Annotated in this window: 11 protein-coding genes; all 11 read left to right on the top strand. The window is 39.6% G+C overall.

Annotated elements, in window-relative coordinates:
* The first annotated feature begins 14 nt into the window (after positions 1–14).
* The 11 genes from GX756_01100 to GX756_01050 all read left to right on the top strand — a co-directional run bounded on the left by GX756_01100 (position 15) and on the right by GX756_01050 (position 13,016).
* A complete protein-coding gene (locus tag GX756_01100) occupies positions 15–848 on the top strand; it encodes an SDR family oxidoreductase (protein ID NLC16466.1) in 834 nt (277 codons plus the stop codon).
* 281 nt (positions 849–1,129) lie between these two features.
* Complete coding sequence (locus GX756_01095; GenBank protein NLC16465.1) at positions 1,130–2,287, top strand: hypothetical protein; 1,158 nt, start codon at positions 1,130–1,132, stop codon at positions 2,285–2,287.
* A gap of 280 nt (positions 2,288–2,567) precedes the next feature.
* Positions 2,568–5,123, top strand: coding sequence for a hypothetical protein (locus tag GX756_01090; protein NLC16464.1), 2,556 nt, complete (start codon positions 2,568–2,570; stop codon positions 5,121–5,123).
* 25 nt (positions 5,124–5,148) lie between these two features.
* Positions 5,149–5,574 (top strand): hypothetical protein, encoded by a 426-nt coding sequence (locus tag GX756_01085; protein NLC16463.1) that lies wholly within the window; start codon positions 5,149–5,151, stop codon positions 5,572–5,574.
* Between the two features lie 14 nt (positions 5,575–5,588).
* The gene (locus tag GX756_01080) at positions 5,589–8,645 is read left to right on the top strand and encodes a beta-glucosidase (GenBank protein ID NLC16462.1); all 3,057 of its coding nucleotides are present in this window, start codon (positions 5,589–5,591) and stop codon (positions 8,643–8,645) included.
* 621 nt (positions 8,646–9,266) lie between these two features.
* Positions 9,267–9,608, top strand: coding sequence for a winged helix-turn-helix transcriptional regulator (locus GX756_01075; GenBank protein NLC16461.1), 342 nt, complete (start codon positions 9,267–9,269; stop codon positions 9,606–9,608).
* 120 nt (positions 9,609–9,728) lie between these two features.
* Positions 9,729–10,502 carry an arsenite methyltransferase gene (arsM, locus tag GX756_01070; GenBank protein NLC16460.1) on the top strand — a complete coding sequence of 258 codons (774 nt, stop codon included), beginning with the start codon at positions 9,729–9,731 and terminating at the stop codon, positions 10,500–10,502.
* A gap of 228 nt (positions 10,503–10,730) precedes the next feature.
* Positions 10,731–11,729 (top strand): permease, encoded by a 999-nt coding sequence (locus GX756_01065; GenBank protein ID NLC16459.1) that lies wholly within the window; start codon positions 10,731–10,733, stop codon positions 11,727–11,729.
* A 13-nt stretch (positions 11,730–11,742) separates the two neighbouring features.
* Positions 11,743–11,982, top strand: coding sequence for a thioredoxin family protein (locus GX756_01060; protein NLC16458.1), 240 nt, complete (start codon positions 11,743–11,745; stop codon positions 11,980–11,982).
* Positions 11,969–12,388: an arsenate reductase ArsC gene (locus tag GX756_01055; protein ID NLC16457.1), complete on the top strand. Its 420-nt coding sequence runs from the start codon at positions 11,969–11,971 to the stop codon at positions 12,386–12,388. Before GX756_01060 ends, GX756_01055 begins: the two co-directional genes overlap by 14 nt.
* 145 nt (positions 12,389–12,533) lie before the next feature.
* The gene (locus tag GX756_01050) at positions 12,534–13,016 is read left to right on the top strand and encodes a hypothetical protein (protein ID NLC16456.1); all 483 of its coding nucleotides are present in this window, start codon (positions 12,534–12,536) and stop codon (positions 13,014–13,016) included.
* The last annotated feature ends 31 nt before the right edge of the window (positions 13,017–13,047 follow it).

Below are 13,047 nucleotides of genomic sequence, written 5' to 3'. Positions count from 1 at the left end.
AGAGTTTATTGATTATGAAATTACCTTTTGTTGTTGACTTAAAAGACAAAACGGCTGTTATAACGGGCGCGGGCGGAGTGTTAATGAGCGAAATGGCAAAAGCGCTCGCAAGTTGCGGCGCCAAGGTCGCCTTGCTGGATATTAACTATGAAGCCGCAAAAGAATTCGCCGACCAAATAGGGCAAAACGCCATAGCCGTAAAATGCGATTGCCTAAACAAAGATGATATTACTAAAGCCAAAGAACAAGTCAACGCGAAGTTTGGCGCCGTCAATCTTTTGCTCAACGGCGCGGGCGGCAATAGCCCTAAAGCGACTTGCGATAACGAATTTATGACCCCTGATTTAAAAAATAATATAAAAACATTTTTTGATTTGGAAGAGAGCGCTTTGAGATTTGTCTTTGACCTTAATATTACCTCGGCATTTTTAGTAACACAAGCGTTTGTTCAAGACATGGTCAAAACGGGCGGCAATATTATTAACATTTCTTCTATGAACGCCTTTAGACCCTTGACCAAAATTCCCGCATACAGCGCGGCAAAGGCGGGCATTTCTAACTTTACTCAATGGCTTGCCGTTCATTTTGCGCCTTGCAATATTCGCTGCAACGCTATCGCGCCTGGATTTTTTGTCAGCCATCAAAACCGCGAGCTATTATTTGACAAAGACGGCGCGCCCACCGAAAGGACCAAAAAGATTTTAGCCGCCACGCCCCAAAAAAGATTTGGCGAGGTTTCGGATTTGATCGGCACGCTGTTATGGCTCGCGTCAGATGAGGCAAGCGGCTTTGTTACGGGCAGCGTAATAGCGGTAGACGGCGGGTTTGCCGCATACAGCGGAGTATAAAGCCAAGATAATTGTAAAACAATAAAAAGCTGTTAATAAGGCATAATAAAAACTATAATACGGCTACTTTATTTTTATAACTTGGAGCAAAAAATATTTTACTAGACAAAAAGACCTATAATAAAATAAAAAAAAGTCCGCTTTTAAGCTTTTTTGAAGGAGCGGACAATTTTATGCGCTAAAACATTAGGCAAAAATTTGAAAAAAATTAGGATTGCGTTATTTTAAATTATCTAGTAAAATAAATTAAAGGTTCAAAAATTATTTAACAAGGGGATAAAATGGAAAGCAAAAAAAAGCCCAGAGTGGTGTTTCCTTTTGTGGAAGCGGGAATGGGACATATTATGCCGATGAGGGCCGTAAGCGACGCTTTCGTAAAAAAATACGGCGATCGCGTTGAGGTGGTAAAGACATACTTTTTCCAAGACGCCAACGACCCGAACATGAAATTCGTGGAAGACGAGTTAATCCGCGAAGTGAAGGGCCATAATAGAAATTGGTTTAACAGTTTTTATCAATTTTTGCTTTTGAGTATTTTCAGAACCAGAATAAGCATGAAATTTCTTCATCAAGTCAGGTATAAGCGCGGTTTTGAGCCGTCCATGCAATATCTTAAGAGTTTGGACGCCGATTTGATATTTAACACCCATTTTTCCACGCTTTATTACGCTTGCGAGTTAAGGGCAAAGGGCCAATCCAAAGCAAAGATAGTTACTTTTTGTCCCGACCCTATCGTAGGCTTGCAATGGGATAATAGGGGCGACCTTATGCTGCTTAGCGGAAGCAAGGGCGTAAAAAAAGCCCAGCGCTTTGGAAGATTTAAGCCCGAAGCGATAAAGGAAGTTCCTTTCTTGATTCGCAAAGAAATACAAGACTATAACAAAGGCAAAAACTTTTACCGCCGCGAGCTAGGCATCCCAGAAGACAATTTTACGATTTTGCTGGCCGACGGCGCTTACGGCGCGGGCAAGTTAAAAGACACGGTTTATGAATTGTTAAAATCCAAACTCAATCTTACGCTTATCGCGGTGTGCGGAAAAAACCAAGAACTATACGAAGAGTTCCAAAAAATAACGCCGCCTGACAATATTGTTTTTAAACCTTACGGGTTTACCGACAAGATGCTGATGTTCGCGGCCTCGTGCGATCTGTTCATAGGCAAGGCGGGCGCCAGCAATTTGGCCGAGCCCGCGTATTTTGGCGTGCCTTGTATAGTCACTTTTTGCGCTACGCCCATAGAAAAATGGATATGCGAGCATTACACTTCAATAGGCTGCGCGATAAGGGTAAGGAGCGTCAAGAAAGCGGTCGCTTTGGCGGAGGCTTTCGCCCAAAAACCTGAATTAATGGAGCCGTATATCCAAGCGGCCAAGGCGCAAAGCCGATGCGACGGCGCTGATATATTGGCCGATATAATTTACGAGCAATTGTATAAATAAGCTATATCTTATAATATCTTTACATATTAAAGGGCTAAAAAATAGCCCTTTTTTATTTATTCCAAATATTTCATTAAAAAATCAATAAAAACACAATTATTATCACAATCTAATAATAAAGATTTTTTAGGGAAAATAATGGAAAAGTTATGGAAAAATTGCAATGTTTTTATGTAAAAATTACAATTTAATTACGAAGGCATAAATGATATAATTATTCAGGTAAATTGTTAATATAATATCAATTGACAATTTTAAAACACCAAAGAGGAAAATGAGGATGAGAAAGTTTGGGAGAAGTCTAATCTGTATATGCTTAGTGCTGGCCAATCTTTTTTATATGATTGGCTGCAATGAAACCCCTAGCGGTCCTAATTTGCCTGGTGGCGACGGTTACCAAACGCAAAGATCGAAATGGGATATTGATTTTGATTTTGACTACATACCCCGTTATGAAGCCCCTGAACCTGAAGGCATAGTCCTTGATGACGAATTCTTAACTAACACATATCGTTTTGAAGGCGAAAATGCCAAATATACCAATACCGATATGCAATTTAACGACTATCGTAATTTGGGGTTTGACTTAAGGCTTAGCAATAATCTAGCCACCCGTAATTTGAATACGGCCGGGTGCGTGGGCGAATACACCTTTACGGCGAATTTTGCCAATACTCCTTTAGCCGAATTAAAAGACGAGAATGGAAACCCTGTTAGCGCTGTTTTGGCGGAGATGGATATCCTTGTCAGCGGCTATCCCAATAAAACTGTTATTCTTCAAGATATAGTTGATATAAGGGCCAACGGCAGATATGTTGACCTTTCAGGCATTACCATTAAATATGAGGATTGCGAGATTTTGGGACATAATCAGTATATGGCTTTTAAGCTGGTTACAGGCTTGAAGGTTAAGATTGTAAACGGCGAAAACACAATAAAATTTACGAGTTTGAAACCTGATAGCGGCGGCAATATTGACTATATTGATATACGCACTGCAGCGATAATATCAGATTGGGATGACAATTATTATCCTGATCAAGATTCAATTTGGGAAATAATCAAAGAGCCTACCTTAGAGGAAACAGGCACTCTTCGCGTTACATCCACTTATATAAATAAGGATGGCGAGGAACAGACCAGCTCTCAAAATTATACATTGCCTACGCTTTCCACAGAAAATGGCTATGATTTGGTGGAAACCCAAGAGCCTGGCGGAACGGTATATATTTATTCGTTCAAACTAAAAGGCGTAACTTACTCATTTGAATACGCGCCCAATAGACGCTATGAACTAAAGCTTGCTGAAGATTGCGGCGTAATGTTTGTGGGTCAAGACGGCGAGCCTACCGATTCGGCTTGGTTGCTTACTGACGAGGAGATGCCTGAAATAATTAACTCTACAGGCAAGACAATCGCCGGTTGGTATAACGTTAATAACGAAGAAGGCGTTTGGCAAGATTTGTGGGTAGTTGAAGGTCGCCCCATAGCTAATTTTGACGAAGAATTAAGAACTTTCAAGATGCCCAATAGAGGCCTCACAATTGCGCCGTTTTTTGTCGGCGAAGAAAACGTCCAAGCGTTGATACCCGGAACATTTAGGGTAGGCGACCATACTAATACTGTTATTGTCGTTCCCGAAGAAGGCGGAGAGCCCATAGAAGTGCCGACCATGGTTGAGCTTATAGGCAATATGGTTATTGACGGCGAGATTGGCGCAGCCTTCCGTTATAGCGGCGCTGAAACGGGATATTTCCGTTTGGTGGCGGTTAGCGGACCTTCCGGAACAGCTAGAGGCATAGTGGGCGGTTGCGAATATACTTTCAATTATAACTTTGTCAATTTGGGCGAAGAAGATATAACCTTTACAGCTTATCAATTACAATCCCAAGTTAATTTGGAAACAGCCACAAAGTTTGTAGATAAAGTTACTCTTGAGCCCGGCGAGAATTTAAAAACTTTTGTTAACCTAATTCTTGACAATAATAACGCAAATGTCATGACCTTGATTGTGCTTGACCAAGACCAAGAAGAAGCGGTTCTTGGAATGACGATGTCCAAGGTAAACAAAAGCGTCTTCACTCTATCTTTGGCCGAAGATTGCGGCGTAACATTTGAGGACGGCATCACAAGCATTCAATTGGTGGCAGGTGAAAGTTTGCCCAATTTTATAAACCAAACAGGCAAGACAATCGCGGGCTGGTATAATGTTGACAACACTAGCCAGTTCTGGAAAAAAACACCTTATGATGTGTATGACAAACATCCTAACATTAATAATCAAAATGGCGTAAAAGTAAGCGACTTCGCGATGCCTAAGGGCGATACTACCATAGCTCCTTTCTTTATTGAAGATGATGTGCAACTTCTAATTCCCGCAAGCAGCCAGACAAGCAACGCTTCTACGGGCGTAAGTCATAGCAGAAAAACCATAATATTTGAAACCGATCTTGGCATGCAGCTTGGCGCTGAAGTAAGCTATGCCGGTCCGCAGGATGGATATTTCCGTTTGACCACCATTTGCGGAAGCTCGGATACTGACCAGATGGCTATTGCTGCAGGCGGCACCTATACGTTTAACTTCTACTTTAAAAACCTTGGCAACGAAACGCTTAAGTTTACGGCTTATCAAGTTCAAGGCGGCACAACTATGGACGAGACCTCTAAAAATACAGGACTAATTACGCTTGAGCCGGGCGAGTCCATTAGAACTTCAATGACTATTACGCTTGCTAACAAGAACAAGAACGCCTTGACGGTAATTAAGCTTGAACAAGCTCAAACCAACGCTAAACTTGGCGTAGTTATGACCAAAGTGGATCATGTAGAAGATTAGAATAATGATAATTGAGGAGAATGATATGGAGTTTATAAAAAGATTTTTCAAAGGTAAAACCATTGCTTTCTATATAGCTCTGGGCGTAGCCTTGATGTCAATCATTATGGCTATCGTATATGCGGCGATATTCGCCAAAACTGACTATATGTCATGGTTAGCTTTTGCTCTGCTTTTAGCGGCGCCCGTAGCTTTTATCGCGCTTTCAATTTTTAACTTTTCAAGGCTGGGCGCGGCGGTAATGGCGGGACTTGATTTTGTGGCGATATTGCTGTTAATAAGATACGGATACCAATATGTTATGGACTTTTTTGTTAACGGTTTTACATCCGAGTTTACCGCCATTGTCGTTATGCTAGTATTGATGTTTGTGACATTTATCAGCGGCAATGTTGTGGCGTGGCTTAGACACCAAAAACGCGACAACGTCGCTGTTGTGACCGAGGGCTAACAGGAGGAAGGATGATGAAAAAAACATATACAGCGTCAAAAATAGTATTTAATATATTCGCGATCTTATTTGGGTTTGTCATGCTAGCTTCAACGCTGAGCCTAGAAATGAAAGACCTTATTACCGAACAAGTTTTTGGTGGATATAAGACAGAAATAGTAACCGTAGGCGAAGGCGAAGACGGCGATACGGAATACTATAAGACATTTTATAACAACCTAGCCGAATTAAAGGCGAACAGCAACAACATATGTATAGCGGTTGAGGCTGAGGGCTCGGTATTGCTAAAAAACGATGACTCAGCGTTACCGCTTAGCAAAGGAAACAAAGTAAGCTTATTCAGCGTTACTTCGGTTGACCCCATCTATGGTATGGGCGGCGCGGGTAAAATCAATATTGATGTCAACGAGCAGCTTTCATACAAAGACACTATGGAAGACGCCGGATTAGTAGTCAACGAAGCGCTTTATGATTGGTATAAGCAAAACACCGTTTATCACCGCACGCATCCTGGCGGCAACGGCGTTAACGCCGTAATCAATGACGCTCCTTGGGATATTATTCCTGAGGAACTAAAGACTGACTCTGATTATGGCGACGCGGCTATATTTATCATTGGTCGCTGGGGCAATGAAGCAATTGATTTGCCGCCCGTGAGCACTGGCTCGGGAACAGGCGGTCTTACCGACGGCGACTATTTAAAACTTACTCCCAATGAAGTATCCGTGCTAAAAGGGCTAAAAGCCGAGAAGGATAAGGGAACATTTGATAAGATTATCGTTCTTGTCAATTCAGCCAATCCGATCCAAGAAGATTTCGCGCACAATCCCGAATATGGCGTTGACGCGGCGCTCTGGATTGGTTTGACTGGAACAAGCGGACTTTACGCGGTCGCGGACATACTTGTGGGCGATGTTACCCCTTCGGGCAGACTGCCTGATATGTGGTATTCCAGCCGACATGAAAACCCCACGACCAAAAACTTTGGAAACTTCTCATACAGCGGTCAAGGCGGCACCAGACGATATGTTGTTTATCAAGAGGGTATATATGTGGGCTACCGCTACGCCGAAACAAGATATGAAGACACTATCTTAGGCAGGGAAAACGCGGGCGATTATGATTATAATCAAGCCGTTGTGTATCCTTTTGGGCATGGATTATCTTATACAGCCTTTGAATATTCGGATTTTGATGTTACTTACGACAGCCAAAAAGACGAATATACCGTAACCGTGAAAGTTACTAACAAAGGAACTTACCCCGGAAAAGAAGTTGTTCAAGTTTATCTACAACAACCTTACACCCAATACGATATAGAAAACAAGATTGAAAAATCAGCCGTGGATTTGGTAGGCTTCGCTAAGACTAGCAAGCTAGATCCCGCCGAATCCGAAACAGTGGAAATCGTAGTCGAAGGCAAGTATTTCGCTTCGTATGACGCTTGGGGACACGGCACATATTATCTAGACGCGGGCGATTATTATTTGACAGCGGCAAAAGATTCGCACGACGCTATCAATAATATCTTAGCCAAAAAGGGCAAGACTACCGATGACGGTATGGACGCCCCCGGCAATGCGGATCTTGTTTGGAAAACCACTCTAGAAGCCTCAGCCGAAAAATACAAAAACGCCTCGCTTACCGGAAAAGAAATTGTCAACTTGTTTGACGAATCCGACATTAACCGTTTGAACGACGGCGTTAACTCTGTTAAGTATTTCTCTCGTAGCAACTGGACAGACACCGTAGGCTCAACCGCTAAGATTCAGGATTCCGCCAAAATTAGAGCGGGCTACGCTCTTGACAGAAACGGCGGCGTAAAACCCGACGACGACAAGGAATATCCTACTTATGGAAAAATCCCGACCGCTGAAGAGTATCCACAATACGCTCATTTGATTAAGGAAGATTATTATAACGGCGAAGCTAGAATTCCTTTGGCGGCTTTGAGAGCAGACCTAAACGGCGATCCCATTCCTTTTGACGATCCTTTATGGGATGTATTCCTTGACCAGCTTACTTGGGAAGAAACCGTTATGCTTTTGAGCGACGGTCTTAGGAAGACAAGGGCTGTTGATTCTGTCGGCAAGCCCGCGACGGTTGACCATAACGGCTCATGCGGCTATAACCAAAGATTTAATAACGGGCCTTCAGGATTGGCCACTAGATACAACGACCCTGACAAAAAATCATATCCCACGGGCTGTCCTTGCTCGGGCATAATCGCGGCTACATTTAACACCAAGCTTGCCGAGGTTGTGGGTATCGCTATAGGCGAGGATTCACTCTGGTCGGGACAAGCGGGACTTTATGGTCTTGGTCTTAACCTACACCGCAACCCTTACCATGGACGCTATGCCGAATACTACTCCGAGGACGCTTTCCTTACAGGCGTGATAAGCGGATATCAGACCAAGGGCATTCAGTCCAAGGGCGCCTATGTGTATAATAAGCACTTTGTTCTAAACGACCAAGAAGTCAACCGCACTTCTTATGAGACATGGATAACAGAGCAAGCGCTTAGACTAAACCATCTAAGACCGTTTGAGATCGCGATCCAAATCGGCAACGCCAAAAACGTAATGACCGCGTTTAACCGTTTGGGCTCAGTTTGGTCAGGAAATGTTTACAATCTATGCACAGCTTACCTTCGCGGCGAATGCGGAATGCAAGGCTTCGCTGTAACCGACTGGTATCCTTCTGGCGGAATGGGTATCGCGGGCGGCGTGCTTGCGGGCAACGACTTGCCCGACGGTTCGGATGGCAGTCTCAACAGCTTTGCCAATAAAGGCCCCGGCAACGGCTATGGCGGACTTGCTCAAGCGATGAGATTATCCGTCCACCGCATTATGTATACAGTCGTCCAAAGCAACTCTATGAACTTCTTAGGCTCTAACACCCGCATTATTACTTATGAGCCCGAATGGGTTGGCGTAGTCGGCATAGTCAGAACAGTATCAATAATTGCGTTTGCCGTCGCTTCAGCGTTCTTGCTTACAATGGTAGTTTTGACCATATTCAAAAAATACGACCTGCTCTCAAAACTTGGGCTCAAAAAATCAAGCTAAAAAAAAGCATATAAGCCGCAAATACCAAAAACGCCCAATAACCTCAAAAAGGCTTATATACTTTGAAAATAAAAACATAACTAAAGAAAAAACGCTTAAAAAACAAAAGAAAACAACTTTTAAAACACAAAAGAACAAAGTTTATTAAAAACACAAAAGAAAACAACTTTTAAAACACAAGAGAAGAAATTTTAAGAATGCGTTAAACAAAAAAGGCTTTATCGTTGGTGGACGATAAAGCCTTTTGCTTTATTGTCCATTCATAACTTTTTTGAAGTTAAGATTATTTGCAAATTATCTTTGCGTAAGCGCCGCAATCAATTTAAATTTATATAAAAAATGTTATAATGTTAACAAATAAAATAGTGTAATAATTGTTGGCAAAATAGCTTAAAATTACCATTTTTTAAAAGCTTTTATATGGACGCTTAGTTATTAATAGTTATAATAAATAGACCTTTTACATTTATCAACATGAGCATCTAATTCAGAAAATTATAGAATTAAAAAGCTTGCAAAATCCAATAATTTTAATTAAGATAAAATTATAGCCATTTTAACAAATGGCTTTTAATCAGCATATTATATGAGTATATGCTCATAAAATAATAAGGAAAAAATATGATAGAGATTTTTAAATCACTCTCAGAAGAAAGCAGGCTACGAATTATATCATTATTAATGCAAAAAGAAATGTGCGTATGCGAGATTGAGACTTGCCTAAAAATGACACAGTCAAACGCTTCAAGGCATTTAACAGATTTGAAGAGAAGCGGCATTCTTGAAAGCTACAAAAAGGCGCAATGGACTTATTATAAAATAAGCCCCAATTTTATTGAGAACAATAAAGAGCTTTGGGAATATTTAAAAAAAGAGATAAGAAATATGAGATTTTACGCAAAAGACCTTGAAGAATATAAAAAATGCGCTGGCTCTTGCATTGTTAACAAAAAACCGCACTAGAAACTTAGCAATAGTTATTGCTCTGCAATATTATATTAATGTTAACATAAATTCTTGTGGAGAATAAATTAAACCTGATAGTTCAGAAGAGTAAAAATATTATTAAATAGCGAGGTTAAAATGTCTAAAGAGATTAAAAGAAATTTTATTCGCAAGCAATATTCAAAAATTGCAAGAAAAGAAAAAATAGCTTGTTGTAGCGGTTGTTGCTGCGGTGGTAATGATGTAGACAACATATCGTTTCAACTTGGTTATACAGAAGAGGATTTAAAAAGCGTTCCATCCCAATCAAACATGGGTTTAGGTTGTGGAAATCCCATAGCAATTGCAAATTTAAAAGAAGGTGAGACAGTATTGGATCTTGGCTCGGGAGGAGGATTTGACTGTTTTCTTGCTAGAAGAAAGGTGGGGGAAAAAGGTTATGTAATAGGGGTAGATATGACGTCTGAAATGATTCTCCTTGCGAGAAAAAACAATGAGAAAATGGGATATAAAAATGTTGAGTTCAGGCTGGGAGAAATTGAGCGTCTACCGGTTGCCGATGGCACAATAGATGTAATAATATCCAATTGTGTCATTAACCTTGCTTTAAATAAACAAAAGGTATTTAAAGAAGCATATAGGGTATTGAAAAAGGGCGGCAGATTATCAATTGTCGATGTGCTTGTTACGGCTAAACTTCCGGAAGATATCTTAAATGACCTTGAAATGTTAGCCGGTTGTATCTCTGGAGCGGAACATATAGAAAAAATAAAAGGTATGTTGGAAGAAGCAGGTTTTACTGATATAAAGATGACACCTAAGGAAAACAGCAGAAAAATTATCAGCGCCTGGGTGCCAGGCAGAAATATTGAGGATTATGTTGCTTCATACATTATAGAGGCAATAAAATAACAATTAGGAATTTGTATGCAAAATAAAGAAATTAACAATATAAATAATAATAATAAAAATGAATTATCCTGCGACTGCTTATGCGAGCAAAAACCGACAAACAAAGATGATGTCAAACCTAATAAAAAACGGTCTAGATTATTTTGGTTATTATTTGTTTTGGGCTTATTAATAATAATATTTGGCGCTGCTGCAATCATTAGTGGTTATAACGGAATAAAAGGCGTAATGAATTTTATTACATACCAGTTATTAGGCATGAAATGGCTTAATTCAGTTATAGGTATATTCTTAAATGGCATATTTGGCAATAATTTTATTAATGAATGGTATGGCGCAAGTATTCAGTTTTTCATATATGACACTATCAAAATCATCGTTTTGCTTTGCTTTCTTATTTTCATAATTAGCTATATACAAAGTTATTTTCCGCCAGAAAGAACTAAAAAACTATTGAGCCGTTTCGGGGGCATAAAAGGTAATATTTTAGGAGCGCTGCTGGGCACGGTTACTCCTTTTTGTTCATGCTCTTCAGTTCCTTTATTTATAGGTTTTACGCGCGCCGGCATAAGGACTGGCGCAACATTCAGTTTTTTGATAAGCAGTCCCCTTGTCGATTTAGGAGCCTTTATTCTTCTTGTAAGCGTATTTGGCTTTCCAATATCGATTGTTTATGTTATTGTAGGACTCTCGCTTGCGGTAATCGGGGGAACCATTATAGAAAAATCAGGGGCGGAAAGACATATTGAAGATTTTGTTTTGCAGGGTGACAACATAGATATTGAAGGGGTAGAGATAACAAAAAGAGATAGAATAATATATGCAAAAGAACAAATGCTTTCCACATTAAAAAAAGTTCTACCTTATATATTAATAGGCGTTGGCATAGGCGCTTTAATTCATAATGTAATACCTGAAGAATGGATACAGGCGGTATTGGGTCAAGATAATCCTTTCAGTGTAATAATAGCAAGTTTAATGGGGGCGCCGATGTATGCCGATATATTCGGGACAATACCCGTTGCGGAAGCGTTATATGCAAAAGGCGTTGGATTGGGAACAATACTTGCATTTATGATGAGCGTAACGACCCTTAGTCTACCTAGTATAATAATGCTTAAGAAGGTATTAAGATCAAAATTGTTATTTATGTTTATTACGGTTACTATCATAGGTATAATAATTATAGGTTATGTGTTTAATGCGTTAAACTTTTTATTCATATAAAAAGGAGGGTTGTATGGAAATCATCACTTTAGGAAATTGTTGTAAAAAAAGTAGGCAAAACCACGAAAATACTGTAATAGCGGCTAAAAATTGCAATATTAAGGAAGAAGTAAAAAATCTAGGAGATATTAAAGACATTATGAAATACGGTGTCATTAGCACTCCTGCCATTATAATTGATGGTAAGGTTGTTTCAATGGGAAAGGTTTTGACCGTTGAACAGATAGAGAAATTGATAAATGAAAGAAAATAAAAAAAAATTAAAAATAGCTTTTATATGCGCTCATAATTCCTGCCGTTCTCAAATAGCTGAAGCTTTAGGCAAACATTTTGATGTGTTTGAAAGTTATAGCGCAGGAACAGAAATAAAATCTCATATTAACCCGGACGCTGTAAGGCTTATGAAAAAACTATATGGGATTGATATGGAGCTTACCCAGCGTCCAAAACTTTTATCGGAGATTCCTGCTGTTGATATTGTTATAACAATGGGTTGCGATGTGGAATGTCCAAATCTACCAAGCAAAATAAAGGAAGACTGGGGACTAGATGATCCAACAGGTAAAAGCGATGAGGAATTTGTTAAAGTTATAAGAGCTATCGAAAATAATATTAAACAGCTTATTCAAAAAGTTAGCAGGCGTTCTGAGTTGTTTTAATAATTAATGAAAACAAAAAGTAATTAAAAATAGAAAGCAAATAATAGGTTCAAACCCCCAAAAAATTAAAAAGCGCAAAGTAATTGAGTTTAAAAACGCTAAAATTTACCTTCTTGGTTGGAGTGAGGGAACAATTATTGCTCCTTTGGTTGCGTTAAATAATAATGTAAAAGTAGACGCTTTATTGTTGGCCGGTTATTGCAATGAAAATTTGAAAGATGTTTTAGTTTATCAACTTCAAGGGAATTCCGAATTTACCCTTTGGAGCAGGTTATTTGATTACGATAAAAAAGGTTATATAATAAAAGATGATTTTGAAACTGATAAATATAATGCAAGAAAAGCATTATTCGGCGATGCTGCCTTTGAGGATTTAGATGCAAATCATGACGGGATACTCACGGTAGAAGACGCAGGAGCCAGGTCAATACCACATTTGAATGATATGCTTAAAGCTATTGAAAATAACGATGATGAATGGCTTAAGAATAATCATGGGGTATGGTTGACTTACGGGTGGTGTAAAGAACATTTCAATTTGAAACCTAATAAAGAAATTCTGCCGTTGCTTGACTTGCCAATATTTAATGCCAATCGAGAAAAATTCTTGATTGGCGTATTTTTTTAAAATAGTTATTGACATATGTCAGAATCGGGGT

Source organism: Clostridiales bacterium (genome assembly GCA_012512255.1).
In the GTDB taxonomy this organism is placed as follows: domain Bacteria; phylum Bacillota; class Clostridia; order Christensenellales; family DUVY01; genus DUVY01.
This window is presented reverse-complemented; position numbering and strand designations above follow the sequence as displayed.